General features: G+C 67.7%; 15 protein-coding genes. 12 read left to right on the top strand and 3 right to left on the bottom strand.

Going from position 1 to position 21,392, the window contains the following annotated elements; genetic code table 11:
- Positions 1 to 105 precede the first annotated feature (105 nt).
- From metH to A9974_RS02850, 10 genes are all read left to right on the top strand, one after another.
- The gene (gene metH / locus A9974_RS02805) at positions 106 to 3,879 is read left to right on the top strand and encodes a methionine synthase (RefSeq protein WP_183002635.1); all 3,774 of its coding nucleotides are present in this window, start codon (positions 106 to 108) and stop codon (positions 3,877 to 3,879) included.
- A 171-nt stretch (positions 3,880 to 4,050) separates the two neighbouring features.
- Complete coding sequence (locus A9974_RS02810) at positions 4,051 to 4,779, top strand: FadR/GntR family transcriptional regulator (RefSeq protein WP_183002636.1); 729 nt, start codon at positions 4,051 to 4,053, stop codon at positions 4,777 to 4,779.
- A gap of 86 nt (positions 4,780 to 4,865) precedes the next feature.
- A complete protein-coding gene (locus A9974_RS02815) occupies positions 4,866 to 5,780 on the top strand; it encodes an ABC transporter substrate-binding protein (protein ID WP_255467979.1) in 915 nt (304 codons plus the stop codon).
- Between the two features lie 140 nt (positions 5,781 to 5,920).
- Positions 5,921 to 6,754, top strand: coding sequence for an ABC transporter substrate-binding protein (locus A9974_RS02820; RefSeq protein ID WP_183002637.1), 834 nt, complete (start codon positions 5,921 to 5,923; stop codon positions 6,752 to 6,754).
- A 10-nt stretch (positions 6,755 to 6,764) separates the two neighbouring features.
- Positions 6,765 to 7,802: an L-idonate 5-dehydrogenase gene (locus A9974_RS02825; RefSeq protein WP_183002638.1), complete on the top strand. Its 1,038-nt coding sequence runs from the start codon at positions 6,765 to 6,767 to the stop codon at positions 7,800 to 7,802.
- A gap of 33 nt (positions 7,803 to 7,835) precedes the next feature.
- Positions 7,836 to 8,501, top strand: a complete 666-nt coding sequence (locus A9974_RS02830) for an amino acid ABC transporter permease (RefSeq protein ID WP_183002639.1) — start codon at positions 7,836 to 7,838, stop codon at positions 8,499 to 8,501.
- The gene (locus A9974_RS02835) at positions 8,498 to 9,157 is read left to right on the top strand and encodes an amino acid ABC transporter permease (protein ID WP_183002640.1); all 660 of its coding nucleotides are present in this window, start codon (positions 8,498 to 8,500) and stop codon (positions 9,155 to 9,157) included. The genes A9974_RS02830 and A9974_RS02835 overlap by 4 nt, the downstream gene beginning before the upstream one ends.
- Positions 9,158 to 9,312: 155 nt before the next feature.
- Complete coding sequence (locus tag A9974_RS02840; protein WP_183002651.1) at positions 9,313 to 10,044, top strand: amino acid ABC transporter ATP-binding protein; 732 nt, start codon at positions 9,313 to 9,315, stop codon at positions 10,042 to 10,044.
- A 28-nt stretch (positions 10,045 to 10,072) separates the two neighbouring features.
- The gene (manD, locus tag A9974_RS02845; protein WP_183002641.1) at positions 10,073 to 11,284 is read left to right on the top strand and encodes a D-mannonate dehydratase ManD; all 1,212 of its coding nucleotides are present in this window, start codon (positions 10,073 to 10,075) and stop codon (positions 11,282 to 11,284) included.
- Complete coding sequence (locus tag A9974_RS02850) at positions 11,272 to 12,867, top strand: mannitol dehydrogenase family protein (RefSeq protein ID WP_183002642.1); 1,596 nt, start codon at positions 11,272 to 11,274, stop codon at positions 12,865 to 12,867. Before manD ends, A9974_RS02850 begins: the two co-directional genes overlap by 13 nt.
- 77 nt (positions 12,868 to 12,944) lie before the next feature.
- On the opposite strand, the gene iaaH is transcribed toward A9974_RS02850, so the two are convergent.
- Positions 12,945 to 14,393 (bottom strand): indoleacetamide hydrolase, encoded by a 1,449-nt coding sequence (gene iaaH, locus A9974_RS02855; protein ID WP_183002643.1) that lies wholly within the window; start codon positions 14,391 to 14,393, stop codon positions 12,945 to 12,947.
- Positions 14,394 to 14,539: 146 nt separating this feature from the next.
- Here iaaH and A9974_RS02860 point away from each other — a divergent pair, with 146 nt between their 5' ends.
- Positions 14,540 to 15,367 carry a helix-turn-helix transcriptional regulator gene (locus A9974_RS02860; protein WP_183002644.1) on the top strand — a complete coding sequence of 276 codons (828 nt, stop codon included), beginning with the start codon at positions 14,540 to 14,542 and terminating at the stop codon, positions 15,365 to 15,367.
- A gap of 370 nt (positions 15,368 to 15,737) precedes the next feature.
- On the opposite strand, the gene mutY is transcribed toward A9974_RS02860, so the two are convergent.
- Complete coding sequence (mutY, locus tag A9974_RS02865; protein WP_183002645.1) at positions 15,738 to 16,814, bottom strand: A/G-specific adenine glycosylase; 1,077 nt, start codon at positions 16,812 to 16,814, stop codon at positions 15,738 to 15,740.
- Between the two features lie 168 nt (positions 16,815 to 16,982).
- On the opposite strand from mutY, the gene A9974_RS02870 reads away from it, so the two are divergent.
- A complete protein-coding gene (locus A9974_RS02870; RefSeq protein WP_183002646.1) occupies positions 16,983 to 20,594 on the top strand; it encodes an indolepyruvate ferredoxin oxidoreductase family protein in 3,612 nt (1,203 codons plus the stop codon).
- Positions 20,595 to 20,714: 120 nt separating this feature from the next.
- Here A9974_RS02870 and A9974_RS02875 read toward each other — a convergent pair.
- On the bottom strand, positions 20,715 to 21,392 hold a 678-nt coding region (locus A9974_RS02875), incomplete at its 5' end, for a M24 family metallopeptidase (protein WP_183002647.1).

Below are 21,392 nucleotides of genomic sequence, written 5' to 3' on the forward strand. Positions count from 1 at the left end.
AGGCCTATTTTGTTACGATCAGGGCTTGTTTTTTCGGCGTTTATCGCTTTTTAGCGACATCTGCGCAGCCTTGGCGCCGCCGCTCAACCCCATCCGGACCTGAACGTGTCGTATCCCCGCCTGCCTTACCCGCCCGAAAGCTATACCCGCGGTGGCGATTTCGCCCGCCTGCTCGGCCAGCGCATCCTGATCCTGGATGGGGCCATGGGCACGATGATCCAGCGCTACAAGCTGGGCGAGGCCGATTTCCGCGGCCAGCGCTTTGCCGACCACGGCAAGGACCTGAAGGGCGACAACGAACTGCTGACGTTGGTGCGGCCGGACGTGATCTCCGAAATCCACCGCCAGTATCTGGAAGCCGGCGCCGACGTCATCGAAACCAATACCTTCGGCGCCACCTCGATCGCGCAGGGCGACTACGACCTGCCGGAGCTGGCCTACGAGCTGAACCTGGTGTCGGCCCGGCTGGCGCGCGAGGCCTGTGATCAGTACAGCACGCCGGACAAGCCGCGTTTCGTGGCCGGCGCGCTGGGTCCGCAGCCCAAGACCGCCTCGATCTCGCCCGACGTGAACGATCCGGGCGCGCGCAACGTCACCTTCGACGAATTGCGGGTCGCCTATATAGAACAGCTGAATGGCCTGCTCGACGGCGGCATCGACATCGTCCTGATCGAAACCATTTTCGACACGCTCAATGCCAAGGCGGCCATCTTCGCCACCGAAGAGGTATTCGAGGAACGCGGCATCCGCCTGCCGGTCATGATCTCGGGCACCGTGACCGACGCGTCCGGCCGGATCCTGTCGGGTCAGACCGTCGAGGCCTTCTGGAACTCGGTGCGCCATGCCCGCCCGGTGACCATCGGCCTGAACTGTGCACTGGGCGCGGCGCTGATGCGCCCCTACGTGGCCGAGCTGTCCAAGATCTGCGACACCTACGTCTGTGTGTATCCCAACGCCGGCCTGCCCAACCCGATGGCCGAAACCGGCTTTGACGAAACGCCGGCCGACACGTCGGCACTGCTCGAGGAATTCGCCCGCGCCGGACTGGTGAACATGTCGGGCGGCTGCTGCGGCACCACGCCCGACCACATCCGCGCGATTGCCGAGAAGGTCACGGCGCTGACGCCGCGCGTGGTGCCCGACATTCCGGTCAAGACCCGCCTGTCGGGCCTGGAGCCGCTCAACATCGACGAAGACACGCTGTACGTGAACGTCGGCGAGCGCACCAACGTGACCGGCTCCAAGATGTTCGCCCGCCTGATCCGCGAAGAGAAATACGACGAGGCGCTGGCCGTGGCCCGCCAGCAGGTCGAGAACGGCGCGCAGATCATCGACATCAACATGGACGAGGCCATGCTGGATTCGGTGGCCTGCATGCATCGCTTCCTGAACCTGATCGCCTCCGAGCCCGACATCGCCCGGGTGCCGGTGATGATCGACAGCTCGAAATGGGAAGTCATCGAGACCGGCCTGAAGTGCGTGCAGGGCAAACCGGTGGTGAACTCGATTTCCATGAAGGAAGGGCTGGAGCCCTTCCGCCACCATGCCCGCCTGTGCCGCCGCTACGGCGCCGCGGTGGTGGTGATGGCGTTCGACGAGCTCGGCCAGGCCGACACGCTGGAGCGTCGCAAGGAAATCTGCGGCCGCGCCTACAAGATCCTGGTCGAGGAAGAAGGCTTCCCGCCCGAAGACATCATTTTCGATCCCAACGTGTTCGCGGTCGCCACCGGTATCGACGAGCACAACCACTACGCCGTGGACTTCATCGAAGGCACGCGCTGGATCCGCGAAAACCTGCCCCATGCCCGCATCTCGGGCGGGGTGTCCAACGTCAGCTTCTCGTTCCGCGGCAACGAGCCGATGCGCGAAGCGATCCACACCGTGTTCCTGTATTACGCGGTCAAGGAAGGCATGACGATGGGCATCGTCAACGCCGGCCAGTTGGGCGTATATGCCGACCTGGATCCCACGCTGCGCGACCTGGTCGAAGACGTGGTGTTGGACCGCGCCGTGCCGGTCGGCAAGACCGACCCGGCGGATGAGCGCACGCCGACCGAGCGCCTGGTGCAGTTCGCCGATACCGTGAAGGGCTCGGGCGCCAAGAAGGAAGAAGACCTGGCGTGGCGCAACGCAGAAGTCGAGGCGCGCCTGTCGCATGCGCTGGTGCACGGCATCACCGCGTTCATCGTGGAGGACACCGAAGAGGTGCGCCAGAAGATCGCCGCGCGCGGCGGCCGGCCGATCGAGGTGATCGAAGGCCCGCTGATGGACGGCATGAACGTGGTGGGGGACCTGTTCGGCGAAGGCAAGATGTTCCTGCCGCAGGTGGTGAAATCGGCGCGCGTCATGAAGCAGGCCGTGGCTCACCTGATCCCGTTCATCGAAGAGGAAAAGCGCCAGATCGCGGCCGCCGGCGGCGACGTGCGCGCCAAGGGCAAGATCGTCATCGCCACCGTCAAGGGCGATGTGCACGACATTGGCAAGAACATCGTGTCGGTGGTCCTGCAATGCAATAACTTCGAAGTCGTGAACATGGGCGTGATGGTGCCCTGCGCCCAGATCCTGGAAAAGGCCAAGGAAGAGAACGCCGACATCGTCGGCCTGTCCGGCCTGATCACGCCCAGCCTCGAGGAAATGGCCTACGTTGCCTCGGAAATGCAGCGCGACGAGTATTTCCGCAGCCGCAAGGTGCCGCTGATGATCGGCGGCGCCACCACCAGCCGCGTGCATACCGCCGTGAAAATCGCGCCGAATTACGAAGGCCCGGTCATCTATGTGCCGGACGCCAGCCGTTCCGTCGGCGTGGCCACCAACCTGATGTCGGAGCAGGCGGACGCCTACCTGGCCGAGCTGGCCGAGGAATACGAGGACGTGCGCCGCCGCCACGCCAACCGCCGCGCCACGCCGATTTTGCCGCTGGCCGAGGCGCGCGCCTCGCGGCCGCAGATCGACTGGGACGCCTACACGCCGCCGCGGCCCAAATTCATCGGCCGCCGCACCTTCAAGAGCTACGACTTGGGTGAGATATCCAAGTACGTGGATTGGGGCCCGTTCTTCCAGACCTGGAGCCTGTTCGGGCCGTTCCCGGCGATTCTGGACGACAAGGTGGTGGGAGAGCAGGCCCGCAAGGTCTACGCCGACGGTCTGGCCATGATGAAGCGCATCGTCGAAGGTCGCTGGTTGACCGCCAACGGCGTGGTCGGCTTCTACCCGGCCAACAGCGTCAACGACGAAGACATCGAGGTCTACAAGGACGAAACCCGCAGCGAGGTGCTGTTCACCTACCGCAACCTGCGCCAGCAGGGCGCCAAGCGCGAAGGCGTCAGCAACAAGTCGCTGTCGGACTTCATCGCGCCCAAGTCCAGCGGCAAGCTGGATTACATCGGCATGTTCGCGGTCACGGCCGGCCTGGGCATCGAGAAGAAGGAAGCCGAGTTCGAGAAGGCGCTGGACGACTATTCCAGCATCATGCTCAAGTCGCTGGCGGACCGCCTGGCCGAAGCCTTCGCCGAGTGCCTGCATGCCCGCGTGCGCCAGGACCTGTGGGGCTACGCGGCGGACGAGGCCTTGTCCAATGAGGACATGATCGCCGAGAAGTACGTGGGCATCCGCCCGGCGCCCGGCTATCCGGCCTGCCCGGAACACGTGGTCAAGACCGACATGTTCCGGGTGCTGGACGGCGCCGACATCGGCATGATGCTGACCGACAGCTACGCCATGTTCCCGGCGTCCAGCGTGTCGGGCTTTTACTTCAGCCACCCGCAGTCGCAGTACTTCAACGTCGGCATCATCGGCGAAGACCAGTTGCAGGACTACGCCGCGCGCAGCGGCCGTAGCCTGGAAGACCTGAAGCGCACCCTGGCGCCGAACCTGGGTTGACCGCCCGCCGCCGGTGACCCGGCAGCTCCAAGCGCCGCCCCGGCCCGTCCGGCGCGGCGCTTTGTTTTGTCCCCGATGGTTTACCAACCAGGCATTCATGGGATAGTGGTAAACCATGATGTGCCAAATTGGTAAACCAAATAATATTTGGTCCAACCACTTTTAACCGCCATGACACTACAACTGATTCCCAAGTCCGAGGAACCCGCCGCCAAGCCCGTGGCCGACCGTGCCTATTTGCGGCTGGCCGGCCAGATCCAGACGCTGGTGGCCCAGGGCGAATTCGCGGTGGGCAAGCGCCTGCCGGCCGAGCGCGCGCTGGCCGAGCGCTTCGACGTCAGCCGCACCTCGCTGCGCGAGGCCATCATCGCCCTGGAATTGCAGGGCGTGGTGGAAGTGCGCGGCGGCTCGGGCATCTATGTCTGTGAGCCCAAGCCCGGCGTGGCGCGCCTGCCGGCGACGCAAGAACCGGGCGCTGGCCCGTTCGAGCTGCTGCGCGCGCGCTGCCTGATCGAATCCGAAATCGCCGCGCTGGCGGCCACCACCCGCAACGACGCCGACCTGGACCGCATCTTCGAAGCGCTGACGACCATGCGCGAACAGATGATGAACAAGGCGGCCAACGAAGCGGCAGACCGGGCCTTCCACCTGCACATCGCGCAGTCCACCGGCAACAGCGTACTGCTGGGCACGGTGTCGGCGATGTGGGACCAGGCCCAGGGGCCGATCTGGGAAAAGATCGAACAGCATTTCCACACCCAGGAATTGCGCCAGGCGTCTCAGGAAGACCATCAGCGCATCTTCAGCGCGCTGGTGGCCCGCGACGCTGAAGGGGCGCGCCAGGCCATGCGCGGCCATCTGGAACGCGTCATCGGCGAATTCGCGCAGGGGTGGCGCTAACGCGGCAACAACGGCAGGCGGCCCCCGGCTGAGCGCGGAAGATACCGCGCCCCGGAATCGGGCTTATACGAATAAGGAGACCAGCAATGCAGCACACGAACAAGGGGAGCCGCACCGCAACCGGTGGGGCAATCATCCACGGGGCGGCGCGTCGCCCACGGACCATTCGCACGGCGGCCCATGCGCTGTCGGCATGCCTGCTGGCCGCCTGCGCGCTGGCCGCGCCTGCGTCGGCACAGCAGGCGCCCGCCGCGGGCCAGAGTCCACGCATCGATGCCATCCGCAAGGCCGGTGAACTGCGCGTGGGCGTGCTGCAGAACGCGCCCTGGCTGATCCAGGACGTGTCCGGCAAAAGCGCCGAGGCCTGGAGTGGCCCGGCCTGGCTGCTGGCCAAGGAATACGCCCGCCAGCTGGGCGTGACGCTGACCGCCGTGCCGGTGTCGCACGAAACCAAGGTGCCGGTGCTGGCCGCTAACCAGGTCGACATGACCATCAGCCCGCTGGCCGAAACGCCAGAGCGCCTGAAGGTCGTGGACTTCGTCCTGTATTCGTCCACCAGCGTCTGCCTGTTCGGCCTGGCCGCCAACCCCAAGCTGGCCGCCGCCAAGTCGGTGGACGACCTGAACCAGCCGGGCATCACCATTGCCTATTTCACCGGCGGCGCCGAAGAGGCCTGGGTCAAGCAGCGCTTTCCCAAGGCGCGGTTGCGCGCCGTGGCCAACTCGGGCGCCACCGCGCCGATCGAGGAAATCATGGCCAAGCGGGCTGACGCGGCGCCCATCAACCGCGTGCCGTGGGTAGGGCTGAATCGCAAGGTGCGCGGCCTGACCGTGTTCCCGGCCGAGGCCAACTGCCAGCAAAGCACCGAAAAGGCATCGCCGGTAGGCCTGGCGATCGACAAGAACCAGCCTGAATTCCTGGCCTGGCTGAGGCAGGTGGCGGGGCAGATGAAGCCGCGCCTGGACGCCGACGAAATGCGCATCATCGAACAGAGCCCATAGGCCGTCCCGCCGTTCTTTCCGGCAGCACACCACTGATTTTTCCGACCACGCGCAAGGCGCGCGCGGCCCGGGCGCATGCCCGCGGCTTCGCGCGGCCGTATCCGGCGCACAGCGCCGGGCTTCCCTTCAAGGAGACAGCAATGCAACAGCCTAATTTCCTCCGTCTTGCCGCCGCGGCCCTGCTGCTGGCGTCCGCGTCCGTCGCCCAGGCGCAGACCCCGCCCGCGCCCGGCGAAAGCCCGCGTATCGACGCCATCCGCAAGGCCGGGGTGCTGCGGGTCGGCGTGGTCAACAACCCGCCTTGGCTGGTGCAGAACACCAGCGGCTCGGGCGAACCCTGGATGGGCTCGTCGTGGTTGCTGGGCAAGGAATTCGCGCGCTTGCTGGACGTGAAGATCGTGCCGGTGCAGGTCAGCCACGAAACCAAGGTGCCGGCGCTGATCGCCAACCAGATGGACGTCATGATCGGGCCGCTGAACCAGAACGCCGAGCGCGCCAAGATTATCGACTTCGTGACCTTCTCGAACACCAGCGTCTGCATGTTCGGGCTGGCGTCCAACCCCAAGTTCACCAACGCCACCAAGGTCGAGGACTTCAACCAGCCCGGCATCACCATGGCGTACTTCTCGGGCGCGGGCGAAGAGCCGCTGGTGCTGGAGAACTTCCCCAAGGCCAAGCTGCGCGGCGTGACCAATTCGGGCTCGGTCGCCCCGATCGAAGAGGTGCTGGCGGGCCGCTCCGACGTGGCGCCGCTGAACCGCATGCTGTGGCCCAATATCAGCAAGAAGGTCAAGGGCCTGGCCGTGTTTCCCAAGGAAAACGACTGCCAGGACAGCAAGATCTTCGCCATCGACGCCGGCATGGGCGTGGCCAAGGGCCAGCCCGTCTACCTGGAATGGCTGCGCAAGGTGGAAGCGCGCATGCATCCCGAGCTGGTCGCCGAAGAGCGCCGCATGACCCAGCAGCTGAAGTAAGGCGGACGTCATGCTCAATTGCGCGATTCATGGGGCACAGGACCTGCGGCTGATCGAACAGGCGCCCGAGCCGCTGGGGCCGACCGAGGTGCGCGTTGGCGTCAAGGCCGTGGGCATCTGCGGGTCGGACCTGCACTACTACCGCCACGGCCGGGTGGGCGACTTCGTCATCCGCGAGCCGCTCACGCCGGGCCACGAGGCTTCCGGCCAGGTGCTGGAAATCGGCTCGGCGGTCACCGCGGTCAAGCCCGGCGACCGCGTGGCGCTGGACCCGGCCCGCACCTGCGGCGTGTGCCGCTACTGCCGCCAGGGCGATTCGAACCACTGCGAAGCCGTGTTCTTCTTCGGCAGCGCCAGCCGCTATCCGCACATGCAAGGTGCGATGCGCGAACAGGTGGTGGTGCAGGAAAAGCAGTGCCTGCCGGTGCCGGACAGCCTGTCGTTCGAGCTGGCCGCCTTTGGCGAACCGCTGGCCGTGGCGCTGCACGCGGTGCGCAGCGCCGGGTCGTTGCTGGGCAAGACCGTGATGGTGGTGGGCGCCGGGCCGATCGGCGCGCTGATCCTGATGGCGGCGCGGCTGGCCGGCGCCAGCCAGGTGATCGTGGTGGACATCGTCGACCAGACCTTGGCCACCTGCGCCAAGGTGGGCGCCACGCGCACCATCAATGCCGCCGCCGACCCGGCCGCGCTGGACGCGCTGGCGGCGGGCAAGGGCACGGTCGACATGTGCTTCGAGGCCTCCGGCAACTATGCCGGCCTGGCCAACTGCATCCGCGTGACGCGGCCGCGCGGCACCATCGTTACGGTGGGCACGCTGGGCGGCAGCAGCGAGCCGTGCCCGTTCAACCAGATCATGGTCAAGAGCCTGAATGTCGTCGGCAGCTTCCGCTTCGTCGACGAATACGCCTGGGCCGTGGACTACCTGAGCCGCGGCCTGGTGGATGTGTCGCCGCTCTTGACCGCGGCGATTCCGGCGCGTCAGGCGCACGAGGCGTTCGCGCTGGCCGCCGACCGGCACCAGGCCATGAAAGTCATGGTGACGTTCTGAGCCGGCCCGCGTTCCTGTCCGCACGGAGATTCCATGGACTTTGATTTTTCACCCATCGTCGAGAACTGGCGCTTTTTCGCCGGCGGCCTGGGCATCACGGTTGCGCTCAGCGCCATCACCGCGGTCTCCAGCATCCTGCTGGGGCTGGTGATCGCGTTGTTGCGCCTGTACGGACCGCGCTGGCTGCGCGTGCTGCTGGTGTTCTATATCGACAGCATGCGCGCCATCCCGGTGCTGGTGGTGCTGGTCTGGATCTACTTTGCCTTCCCGCTGCTGGCCGGTGTGAACTTCGCGCCGTTCTGGGCGGCCCTGGTGGCGCTGACGCTGCATATCGCGGCCTATTCGGCCGAGGTGACCCGCGCGGGCATCGAATCGGTGCGTCCGGGGCAGATGCGCGCCGGCCTGGCGCTGGGCATGTCGCGGGCGCAGGCGCTGCGCAAGATCATCCTGCCGCAGGCCACCATCCGCATGTTGCCGGCTTTCGGCTCGGTGTTGACGGTAGCCATCAAGGACACCGCGATCGCCACGGTGATCGCGGTGCCGGAACTGATGCACAAGGCCGAGACCATCGCAGGCCAGAGCTACCGGCCGATCGAGGTGTTCACCGCCGTGATCGTGGCGTACTTCGTGATCCTGTTCCCGGTGACCCGCGGCGTGGACCGCCTGTATCAACGTTACGCACATCTGGGGCGCTCATGAACTTGGACTGGGGAATTATCTGGGACTCGCGCCAGGTGCTGCTGCAGGGCGCGGCCATGACTGTGATGCTGACCGTGGTGACGATGGCGCTGGCGGTGCCGGGCGGCATGGTGCTGGCGCTGATGCGCCTGTCGTCCAACCGTGTGGCCAACGGCGTCGCGGTGGCCATCGTCGAGTTCTTCCGCAACCTGCCGCTGATCCTGGTGATCTATTGGGCGTTCTACGTCATGCCCATGGCGCTGGACGTGCAGTTCTCGGCGGTGACCACGGCGCTGGTGGCGCTGGTGCTGAACGTGTCGGCCTACAACTCCGAGACCTTCCGCGCCGGCATCAATTCGATCCGCAAGGGGCAGATGGAAGCGGCGCTGGCGATGGGCATGTCGCGCCGCCAGGCCATGTTCAAGGTGCTGATCCCGCAAGCGGCGCGGCGCATCCTGCCGGTGCTGGCCAGCACCTGGATCTCGCTGTTCAAGGACACCTCGCTGGTGTCGGTGATCGCCGTCAGCGAGCTGGCCTACGCCTCGATGCAGGTGCGCGCACAGAGCTTCCGCGTGCTGGAAATGCTGACCGCGATGGCGGTGATCTATTGGCTGATGGGCTATCCGCAGGCCAAGCTGGTCGACTGGATCCATCGCAAATATGGAGTCAAGGAATGAACGAGATGATCCTGGAACAACAGGCGGTGGGCGCGGCCGCGGTGGTCGATACCGCGGTGTCGACCGCCGCGGCATCGGCCGCCGCGGCACCGGCCGCCGCGGCACCGGCCGCCGCGGCATCGGCCGCCGCACGCAAGGGTGCGGATCAACCGCCGGTGCTGCTCTACGAGAACGTGCGCAAGGTCTACGGCGATTTCGTGGCGCTGGGCGACGTGTCGCTGCAGGTCAACAAGGGCGAGGTCATGTGCCTGATCGGCCCGTCCGGCTCCGGCAAGTCCACGCTCCTGCGCTGCACCAACGCGCTGGAAAAGCTGGACGGCGGCCGTGTGCTGCTGGACGGCGTGGCGCTGCCGGAAGCGGAATCCGAAGTGCGTAAGGTGCGCCAGCGCATGGGCATGGTGTTCCAGAGCTTCGAGCTGTTTCCGCACAAGTCGGCGCTGGACAACGTGGCCATGGGCCCGGTCACCGTGCTGGGCATGGCGCCTGAAAAGGCCCGCGCCCGCGCCATGGCGCTGCTGGAAAAAGTGGGCCTGGCCTCCAAGGCCGGCAACTTTCCCGCCAACCTGTCCGGCGGCCAGCAGCAGCGCGTGGCGATCGCCCGCGCCCTGGCGATGGAGCCGGAGGTGATGCTGTTCGACGAGCCGACGTCCGCGCTGGACCCGGAGACGGTGGGCGAAGTGCTCAACGTCATGAAGAAGCTGGCGCAAGAAGGCATGACGATGATCGTCGTGACCCACGAAATGAGTTTCGCCAAGCGCGTGGCCAACTGGGTGGTGGTGTTCGAGAACGGCGCCATCCTGGAGCAGGGCCCGCCCGCGCAGATTTTCGATAACCCGCAGGTCGCCCGTACCCGCGACTTCCTCAGCCATCTGGGCTGGGAAGGCTGAACACTCTCCCGTCCATACGGAATCCATGATGAAAATTACGAACGCACGCGTCATTGTTTGTTCGCCGGGCCGCAATTTCGTGACCCTGAAAATCGAAACCGACCAGGGGCTGACCGGCATCGGCGATGCCACCCTGAACGGACGCGAGCTGGCCGTGGCGGCCTACCTGACCGAACACGTGGTGCCGTGCCTGATCGGCCGCGACGCCCACCAGATCGAGGACATCTGGCAGTACCTGTACAAGGGCGCCTACTGGCGCCGCGGCCCGGTCACCATGACCGCCATCGCCGCGGTGGATACGGCGCTGTGGGACCTGAAGGCCAAGGCCGCTGGCCTGCCGCTGTACCAGTTGCTGGGCGGCAAGAGCCGCAGCGGCGTCATGGTGTACGGGCATGCCAACGGCAGCGATATCGAGCACACGGTCGACGAGGTGCTGCGCTATGCCGACATGGGCTATCGCGCCATCCGCGCGCAAAGCGGCGTGCCGGGCCTGGACAAGGTGTACGGCGTGGGCCGCGGCAACCTGTTCTACGAACCGGCCGACAGCGACCTGCCCAGCGAGCACGACTGGTCCACCGAGAAATACCTGCAGCACACGCCCAAGCTGTTCGAGCGCATCCGCGAAAAGCTCGGCTTCGAGCATCACCTGCTGCACGACGTGCACCACCGCCTGACGCCGATCGAGGCGGGCCGGCTGGGCAAGTCGCTGGAACCCTACAACCTGTTCTGGATGGAAGACGCCACGCCGGCCGAGAACCAGGAGGCCTTCCGCCTGATCCGCCAGCACACCACCACGCCGCTGGCGGTGGGCGAGATCTTCAATTCGATCTGGGACTGCAAGGACCTGGTGCAGGACCAGTTGATCGACTTCATCCGGACCACGGTGGTGCATGCCGGCGGCATCACTCACCTGCGGCGCATCGCGGACCTGGCCTCGCTGTACCAGGTGCGTACCGGCTGCCACGGCGCCACCGACCTGTCGCCGGTATGCATGGGCGCGGCGCTGCATTTCGACTTGTGGGTGCCCAATTTCGGCATCCAGGAATACATGCGTCACACCGAGGAGACGGATGCCGTGTTCCCGCACGCCTACACGTTCAACCAGGGCATGCTGTACCCCGGCGACGTGCCGGGCCACGGCGTGGACATCGACGAGAAGCTGGCCGCCAAGTACCCGTACAAGCGCGCCTACCTGCCGGTGAACCGGCTGCAGCAGGACGGCACGCTATGGAATTGGTAGCGCGGCAGCCAGATCCGGCGCAGCAGGGCGCGGTACGGCCAGACGCCCGCCTGCATCCGTCACGGTTGGCGCGGCTGGCGCCCGGCGTGGCGCGGCCGGCCTACGATCGCGCGGCGCTGCGCACCGGCATCGTGCACCTGGGGCTGGGCGCGTTCGCGCGCGGCCACCTGGCGGCGGTGAACGAAGCGGCGCTGCATGCCGGCGGCGAGCTGGCCTGGGGCCTCTGCGGCGTGTCGCTGCGCCAGGCCGACACCCGCGATGCGCTGACGCCGCAGGACGGTCTATACACGCTGGCACTGCGCAGCGCCGATGCGCAGGGGCAACCGCGCCAGCAACTGGCCGTGATCGGCTGCCTGCTGGAAACGCTGGTGGCGCCCGAGGATCCGCAAGCCGTGCTGGCGCGTATCGCTGCCGCGGACACGCGCATCGTCAGCCTGACGGTGACCGAGAAAGGCTATTGCCACGATCCGGCCAGCGGCGCGCTGAACCTGCACCATCCGGACATCGTGCACGACCTGGGGCAACCGGCGGCGCCGCGCAGCGCGGTCGGCTTCCTGGCGTGGGGCTTGCAACGCCGGCGCGCGGCGGGCCTGGGTCCGTTGACGCTGCTGTCGCTGGACAACCTGCCCGCCAATGGCCGCCTGTTGCGCCGCCTGGTGCTGGCGTTCGCCGCGCAGGTGGATGCAGGCCTGGCCGATTGGATCGGCCAGGCCTGCACCTTCCCGTGTTCGATGGTGGACCGCATCGTGCCGCGCACCACGGACGAAGACCGTGGCGCGGTGGCGCAGGCGCTGGGCCTTGCCGATGCCTGGCCGGTGCTGGCCGAGCCCTATCTGGAATGGGTGGTGGAAGACGAATTCGCCGCCGGCCGGCCGGACTGGTCGGTGGGCGGCGCACGCTTTGCCGCCGACGCCGCGCCGTTTGAAACCCTGAAGCTGCGCATGGTGAACGGCGCGCATTCGGCGCTGGCCTACCTGTCGGTGATGGCCGGCTGGGCCACGGTGGACCAGGCCGTGGCCCAGCCGACGCTGCGGCGTTACCTGGCCGGCCTGATGCGCGCGGAGATCGCGCCGACGCTGCCGGCATTGCCGGGGCTGGACCTGGCGCACTACCAGGAACGGCTGTTGCAGCGCTATGCCAATCCGGCGCTCAAGCACCAGACGGGGCAGATCGCCATGGACGGCTCGCAGAAAATGCCGCAGCGGCTGCTGGCCACGGTGCGCGACCGGCTGGCGGCGGATCAGCCGATCACGGGGCTGGCGCTGGCGGTAGCCGGTTGGCTGCATTTCCTGCGCGGCGTGGATCAGGCGGGGCGCCGCTATCCGATCGATGATCCGCTGGCCGGCGTGTTGGCCGCGCGGTTGGATCGGGCGGAGCAGGCCGCCCGCGAGACCGGGCCGGGGCCGGCAGCGGCATCGGCCTGGACGGCGCGGATGACGGGGCTGGCCGCGGTATTCGGCGACCTGGGCGAGGACGCGCGCTTCGTGCGGGCGGTGGCGCAGGCCGCGCAGTCGCTGCGTACGCTGGGTGTGGCTGGTGCGTTGGAAGCCACGCTGGCGGCCATGCCCGGCACGCAGGCGTAGGCCGGTCCGGTCGCCGCGGGTTCGCCGGCGGGAGGGCAGGTCCCAGGCCCGGGATCAGGTCAGGAATCGCGCCTGATTCAGGCCAAGGCCGGCGGCGTCACTCTGCCCAGCACGCCCTCGATGGCCAGGCCGATCGCGATGACCTGGCGGTCGTCGCCGGGCAAACCGTCCACCTCCAGCCCGACCGGCAGCCCCTGTTCGGACAGGCCGGCGGGCAGGCTCAGGCCAGGCAGGCCCGCATTGCTGCCGGGGTCGACGTTGCGCGCCAGCCGTTGGAATGACTCCAGGCTGCTGGCCTCGGGCGCGGCAGCCGGCGGCATGACAGGCACGGTGGGAAACAGCAGGCCATGCACGCCGTGCGCCTGGAATGCGTGCCGGTAGACGTCGATGAGCGCCGCGCGATGCACCGTGATCGCGCTGTCGTACAGCGGTTGCAACGGCAGCAGTTCGCCCGAAGGCGCGGGCAGCACGGCCGGCACGACCAGGTCGTCGAAGATGGCCTTGACGTCCGGGCTGGCAATCCGCGCCACGAGGTCCTCGAAGCTCACGCCGACGTCGTAGCGTTGCAGGTACGCGATGAGGTCGACCTTCTGCTCGTACAAACAGATCGGCATGCCGCTGGCGGCGTTGCTGGCTTCCAGGCCTGGCATGTCCAGCGGAATCAGGGTGGCGCCGGCTGCGCGCAGCCGGTCCAGGGCGGCCTGCGCGACGGTTTGTACCTGCGGGTCCAGGTCTTGCCAGAAATAGGCGGGCAGGCCCAGGCGCAGGTCCGCGGGGCGCAGGACGGGCAAGGGCGCGCCGTTGCCGGTCAGCACGGCGTCCAGCAGCGCGATGTCGGCCATGCAGTTGGCGATGGGTCCGGGGGTATCGCGCGTGTGGGAAATCGGTGTGATGCCGGCGCCGTCGTAGCGGCCCACCGACGGACGCAAGCCCACGGCGCCATTCAGCGCGGCAGGCAGGCGCACTGAGGCGCCCGTGTCGGTGCCGAGCGCGGCCGGCACCAGCCGCGCGCCCACCGCGGCGCCGCTGCCCGAGGACGAGCCGCCGGCGATGCGTTCGGGGTCATAGGCGTTGCGCGTGCCCGCGCCGCGCGGTCCTGGATAGGCGGTGTTGTAGCCCGACACGCCGAACGCCAGTTCATGCATGTGCGCCTTGCCGACAATGATGGCGCCGGCGGCGCGCAGCCGTTGCACGACCGGCGCGTCCTCGGCGGGGCGGAAGTCACGCAATGCCGGGGTGCCGGCGGTATTGGGCAGCCCGGCGACGTGGATGTTGTCCTTGATGGCCAGCGGCACGCCTTCCAGGGGGCGCGCGGCGCGGCCCGCGGCACGCGCGGCGTCGGCGGCCCGCGCCTGCGCCAGCGCGCCGTCCGGGTCAATGGTGATGAAGGCATTGAGATCCTGGCGCGACGCGATGCGGTCCAGGCAGGCCCGGGTGAGGGCTTCGCTGGTGGCCTTGCCGTCGCGAAACAGCGCTGCGGCTTCGGTGACGGTGGGGCAGGTCGAGGGCGTCTGAGCGGCGGGCATGGCGTGTTGTCTCCTTCCTGTTGATTCAGTTTTTCCGGCTTGATCCCGATCTATACAGGGCCGGCAGCGATGCTGTCGAGCGCGGGGCGTCCAGGCGCTAAGATAGACGGCACTTATACACGTACAAGCCTGCAGCTTATCCTGGTATGAACACATCTCCCCAAGCCGGCGCGGCCGGCCACGAAGGCTCCCGCCTGCGCCGTCAGGCGCTGGGCGAATTCGTGCGCAGCGCCCGCTCGCGCATCACCCCGCAGATGGCCGGACTGCCCGAAGGCATGCGGCGGCGCACCCCCGGATTGCGGCGCGAAGAGGTGGCGCAGCTGTGCGGGATCAGTGTCACCTGGTACACGTGGATCGAGCAGGGGCGCGAGGTGTCGGTGTCGCCGTCGGTGTGGTCGCGGATCGCGGGGGTGCTGCAGTTGGCGCGGGCCGAGCGTGCCTACTTGTTCGATCTGGCGGACTGCGCGGATCCGCAGCATGCGCGGGATGAAGCGATGGGGGCGCCAGGGTCACTACGCGAGTGCGTGGATGCGATCACTGCGCCGGCCTATGTGCTGGACCGGGCCTGGAATGTGCTGGCCTGTAATGCGCCGCTGCGGGAGCTGTTCGATGATTGGCCGGATCGGGATCCGGCGCCTAATCTGCTGCGCTATATCTTCCTGGATCCGGCGGCGCGGGAGCTGGTGGTGGATTGGGAGCAGCGGGCGCGCCGGGTGGTGGCGGAGTTCCGGGCCGATGCGGGGGCGCATCTGGATGAGCCGGCGGTGTTGGCGCTCATTGATGCGTTGAATCGGCAGAGTGCGGTGTTCGCGCATTGGTGGAATCGGCATGCCGTCGTCGAGCGGGAAGGTGGGTTGCGGGAGTTTGCGCATCCGCGGCGGGGGCGCATGGCGTTCCAGCAGATCACGTTTCGGTTGGCGACGCATTTGGATTTGAAGTTGGTGATGTTGCTGGGGGAGAGCGTTGGGTCTTGACGTGTGGGTTCTTAAGCCGCGCGTGACGGGGCAGGCGGGTGAGGGCGGGGCTACGATTGCGGTCCGGAGCCTTCGCTCCGGACTGGCCTCGGCGGCCCCCCCCGTTGTCATCCTCGTCCGCCTTCGGCTCCCTTCGGATTCCCTCGGGCGCATCTAACGCCCCGCCCTCACCCGCCTGCCCCGTCACGCGCTCTTGATGCGGATTAACCACGGCCCCTGGGGCGGGTGGTGTGCTTGGCATTTTGGCCACAGTCCGTTTGGGGGTGGAGGAGTTTGCGGGGCCCGCCTCGTGTCGGCCGCGCGGGCGGCCTTGCTCGGCTTACGCGGTGTCTTGCGTCATGGGATGACGCTGCGCGCTTGCGCGGGGGGGCTATTTGGTGTTCGTCAGCAGGTCGCCGGGGAGGCCGGCTTCCACTAGACCCAGCAGCAGCTTTTTTACCGGGGCGGGCAGGGCGGTTTTGGATAGGTCTGCCTGGGGGATCCAGCGTTCGGTCTGGGTGGGTTCGCGCAGCGTGGCGCTGCGTACCGGGATGTACCAGGGGCGGATGTGCAGGCGGTAGTGGGTGAAGGTGTGGGCGAAGGCGGCGAGTTCGAAGCGGCGTTCGGGGACCAGGCCCAGGGCGCGGGAGGCGGCCAGGGGGTCGTCGGCGGCGTCGAATTCGGGCAGGCTCCATAGGCCGCCCCAGATGCCGGGTTCGGGGCGTTGTTGCAGGAGGAAGGCGCCCTGGTGTTGCAGGACCAGCATGCCGGTTTCGCGTTCGGGGATGGCTTTGCGGGCCTTGGGCGTGGGCAGTTCGGCTTGGCGGCCTTCTTGCCGCGCGATACAGGTGGCGGCGATGGGGCAGCGGTCGCAGGCGGGTTTGCCGCGGGTACAGAGGGTGGCGCCCAGGTCCATCAGGCCTTGGGTGTAGGCGGCCATGTCCAGGCCGGGGGCGGCGTCGACCTGGGCGTCGGCCAGCGCCCACAGGCGTTGTTCGATTTCGCGTTTGGCGGGGTCGCCAGCGATGCCGAAGTGGCGGGTGAAGACGCGTTTGACGTTGCCGTCCAGGATGGGCGAGCGTTCGCCATAGGCGAAGGCGGCGATGGCGGCGGCGGTGGACCGGCCGATGCCGGGCAGGGTGGCGATGGCTTCGGCGGTGGGCGGGAAGCGGCCGTTCCAGTCGCGCGCGATTTCCTGGGCGCAGCGGTGCAGGTTGCGGGCGCGGGCGTAGTAGCCCAGGCCGGCCCAGTAGGGCATGACGTCTTCCTGGGCGGCGGCGGCCAGCGCGGCGACGTCGGGGAAGCGCTGCAGGAAGCGTTCGTAATAGGGGATGACCGTGGCCACCTGCGTCTGCTGCAGCATGATCTCGGAGAGCCAGATGCGGTAGGGATCCCGGGTGTTCTGCCAGGGGAGATCGTGGCGGCCATGCTGGCGTTGCCAGGCGACGATGCGAGGGGCGAAGTCCATGCCCGCAATTATCGCATCGCCCTATTGCCGGGGGTGGGGCGAGCGGTTACAACCGTCAGGTAGAGGCGCGCCAAGCGCCCGGAATTCACTTCCGCCGTTAGCCCGCCCGGGCTCCAAAAGTACTCGGCGCGATGCTGCTGCGGGCGTTCCACGACCCTCGGAGTAGACATGAATGCCCCTCTCACGCCCGCGGTCCGCGCGGCGCTCGAATCCGTCCAGCTGGACGACAAATACACCCTTGAAACCGGCCGCGCCTGGATGAGCGGCATCCATGCCCTGGTGCGCCTGCCGATGATGCAGCGGCTGCGCGACCTGCGCGATGGGTTGAACACGGCGGGGTTCGTGTCGGGGTACCGGGGGTCGCCGCTGGGCGGGGTCGACCAGAACATGTGGAAGGCGGCCAAGCACCTGAAGGCGCATCACGTCGAATTCCAGCCGGGCATCAACGAGGACCTGGCCGCGACGGCCGTGTGGGGCTCGCAGCAGGTGAACCTGTTTCCGGGGGCCAAGTACGACGGGGTCTTCGGCATGTGGTACGGCAAGGGGCCGGGGGTGGACCGCTGCGGCGATGTGTTCAAGCACGCCAACGCCGCCGGCACCTCGCCGCATGGCGGCGTGCTGGTGGTGGCGGGCGATGACCATCCGGCCAAGTCGTCGACGCTGCCGCACCAGAGCGACCACATTCTCAAGGCCTGTATGATCCCCGCGCTGTTTCCGTCCAGCGTGCAAGAGGTGCTGGACTTCGGCCTGCATGGCTGGGCCATGAGCCGCTACGCCGGGGTCTGGGTGGGCATGAAGTGCATCACCGACATCGTCGAGGTGTCGGCGTCGGTGGACGTGGACCCGTACCGCGTGAAGATCCTGCTGCCCGAAGACTTCCAGCTGCCGCCGGACGGGCTGAACATCCGCGTGCCCGATACGCCGCTGCAGCAGGAAGCGCGGCTGCTGGACTACAAACTCTATGCGGCGCTGGCCTACGCTCGCGCCAACAAGCTCAACCGTGAACTCTGGCAGGTGCCGCAGCGCGATGCGCGCTTTGGCATCATGACCTCGGGCAAGGCCTATCTGGATACGCGCCAGGCGCTGTCCGACCTGGGCCTGACCGAGGCGGTGTGCCAGCGCATCGGCCTGCGGCTGTTCAAGGTCGGCATGGTGTGGCCGCTGGAATCGACCGGCATGGCGCATTTCGCCGAAGGTCTGGACGAGATTCTGGTGGTCGAGGAAAAGCGCCAGGTGCTGGAATACCAGCTGAAAGAAGAGCTGTTCAGCTGGATCGGCAGCGGCAAGAAGATTCCACGCGTGGTGGGCAAGTTCGACGACAAGGACGGCGGCGAATGGTCGGTGCCGCAGGGCAATTGGCTGCTGCCGGCGCACTACGAGTTTTCGCCGGCGATGGTGGCCAAGGCCATTGCCGCGCGGTTGCTGCGCTTTGAGCTGCCCCAGGACGTGCGTGCCGGCATCGAGGCGCGGCTGGCGTTCATTGCCGATCGCGAACAGGCGCTGGCGCGGCCGCGCGTGGTCGAAGACCGCAAGCCCTGGTTCTGTTCGGGCTGTCCGCACAATACCTCGACCCGCCTGCCGGAAGGCTCGCGCGGCATGGCGGGCATTGGCTGCCACTACATGGTGACCTGGATGGGCCGCAATACCCAGGTGTACACGCAGATGGGCGGCGAGGGCGTGCCGTGGCTGGGACAGGCGCCGTTCACCGAGGAAAAGCATGTGTTCGCCAATCTGGGCGACGGCACCTATTTCCATTCGGGCCTGTTGGCGATCCGCGCCGCGGTGGCCGCCAAGGCGCCCATCACCTACAAGATCCTGTTCAACGACGCGGTGGCGATGACCGGCGGACAGCCGGTGGACGGCCCCATCAGTGTGCCAATGATCAGCCGCCAGGTGGCGGCCGAGGGTATCGACAAGATCGTGGTGGTGACGGACGAGCCCGAGAAATACAAGGATATGGCGGGGCTGGCGCCGGGCGTGCCGGTCAAGCATCGTGACGCGCTGGACGCCGTGATGCGCGAACTGCGCGAGTACCCCGGCGTGTCGGTGCTGATCTACGACCAGACCTGTGCCACGGAGAAGCGCCGGCGCCGCAAGCGCAACGCGTACCCCGACCCGGCGCGCCGGGTGGTCATCAACGAGCGTGTGTGCGAGGGCTGCGGCGATTGTTCGCAGAAGTCGCATTGCCTGTCGGTGGAACCCCTGGAAACCGAATTCGGCCGCAAGCGCACGATCAACCAATCGAGCTGCAACAAGGACTTTTCCTGTCTGAAGGGCTTTTGCCCCAGCTTCGTCACGGTGGAAGGCGGCAAGCTCAAGAAGCCGCGCGCGCTGGCGCCGGAAGGGGCGATCGACGACGATGTGCCGCAACCCGCCGCGCACGGGCTCGACCAGGCTTATGGCGTGTTCATCGCCGGGGTGGGCGGCACTGGCGTGGTCACGATCGGCCAGTTGCTGGGCATGGCCGCGCACCTGGAAGGCAAGGGCTGTTCAGTGCTGGACATGGCCGGACTCGCGCAAAAGGGCGGCGCGGTGTATTCGCACGTGGTGCTGGCGCAAACGCCGGAGCATCTGCTGAACACCCGGGTCGCCATGGGCGAGGCCGACTTGCTGCTGGCCGGCGATCTGGTGGTGGCCACCAGCGCGGACGCCATGGCGCGGCTGCGTCCGGGCCGCACGCGCGCGCTGCTCAACAGCGACAACGCGCCCACCGCGGCCTTCGTGTCCAACCCCGACTGGACCCTGCCGGGCGCCAACCTCGCTGCCGACCTGCAGGCCGCCTGCGGCAAGGACAACCTGCACGCGGTGGATGCCTCGGCGCTGGCCGTGGGTCTGCTGGGCGATGCCATCTATTCCAATCCGCTGATGATGGGCTACGCCTACCAGAAGGGCTGGATTCCGCTGTCGCGCGAGGCCTTGCTGCGCGCCATCGAACTGAACGGCCAGCAGGTGCCCAACAACCTGGCGGCCTTCGCCTGGGGGCGCCGCGCGGCGCATGACCTGGCCGGCGTGATGCGCCTGCTCGCCCCGGGCGGCGCGGCGCCCGCGCATCCGGACGGCATTATCGAGATCCGCCGGCCACGCGCGACCCCCGTGCTGGAATTGAAGAAGCCGCCCGGCGAACTGGCCCGGCTGGTCGAAGTGCGGCGCGTATTCCTGACGCAGTACCAGGACGCCGCCTACGCCAAGCAGTACACGGACCTGGTCGACAAGGTGGCGCACGCCGAACACGAGGCCACCGGCACGCAGCGGCTGGCGTTGGCGGTGGCGCGCTATTACTTCAAGCTGCTGGCCTACAAGGACGAGTACGAGGTGGCGCGGCTGTACACCGATGGCGAATTCCTCAAGCGCGTCGGCGAGCAGTTCGAAGGCGACTGGAAGCTGCGCTTTCACCTGGCGCCGCCGCTCTTCGCGCGCCGCGGTCCGGACGGCCATCTGGTCAAGAAGGCCTACGGGCCGGGCATGCTGCGCGTGTTCGGCCTGCTGGCACGCATGAAGCGCTTGCGCGGCACGCGGCTGGACCCGTTCGGCTACACACGTGAGCGCCGCGCCGAACGCGAACTGGCGCGCGAATACCGCGAGACGCTGACCGCGATTCTGTCCAAGCTGAACCGTGGCAACCTGGACCGCGCGGTGGCGCTGGCCAGTGTGCCCGAGGACATCCGCGGCTACGGCCACGTCAAGGAAGCGGCCATGGAAAAGGCCGCGGCGCGCCGCGAGGCGCTGCTGAAGGACTTCACCGCCAGCGTGGTGGCGATCGGGGGCGCGCGGGCGGCGTGATGCCCGTTGCGGCCGGCGCGCGCCTTGCGCGCCTGCCGCCATGCCCGGTGGCGTCCCTCTGGCGGGTGCTTCTGCGGCGAGCGCTCCTTCTGCGGCGGGACTCGCTACGGCCGCTGCCGCCTACGCCGGGTAGTGCTCGTCGTCCAGCAGCATGTCTTCGAAGAACGCGCCATAGCGGCCCCGCGGATCGCGCAGGTGGATCTCCAGGATCCAGCGCATTTCCGACGGGCTGATCTCCAGGTCGGCCAGCGAGCCGGTATGAATCGCCGCGTGCGGAAAGTCCGACACCCGGTGCCCCGGCAGGTCGAAGTTCAGCTCCCACCCCATGGCGCGCGCCTGGCGGTCGGCGTAGGTATACAGGGCCTGGCCGCTCAGGCGTTCGCGCAACCACACGCCGCGCACGTCATGGAACAGCGCTTCGGCGTCGCGCGCGCAGCGCGCCTGGCCAGCGTCGCCGCCCACCACGTAGCTCTTGCCGCCGTCGCCTTCCCATGCGTCTAGCCGCGGCGCAATGTCCAGAAAGAAGATGTCGTGTTCGCCCAGCACGACGCCCGGGGTGGAGGCCTGGCGCATGGCTTTCATGGTGTTGGCGCCGAAGCGCACGCGGGTCGGGTGCCAGCTGAGCGCCATGCCGGCGTCGATCAGCGTCTGCTTGGCCAGGGCCACCGCGTCTTCTTCCACCATGCCGGGTTGGATGCGCGCGGCGATGGTCTCGATGGCCTGCCGTGTCTTGTGGCGGGCCAGCAGCATGCCGTCCACGGAAAAGGCGGGGCCGACGCGTTCACTGGGGGCGGGGTG

Source organism: Achromobacter sp. UMC71 (assembly GCF_014170305.1).
Classification (GTDB): Bacteria; Pseudomonadota; Gammaproteobacteria; order Burkholderiales; family Burkholderiaceae_B; genus Achromobacter.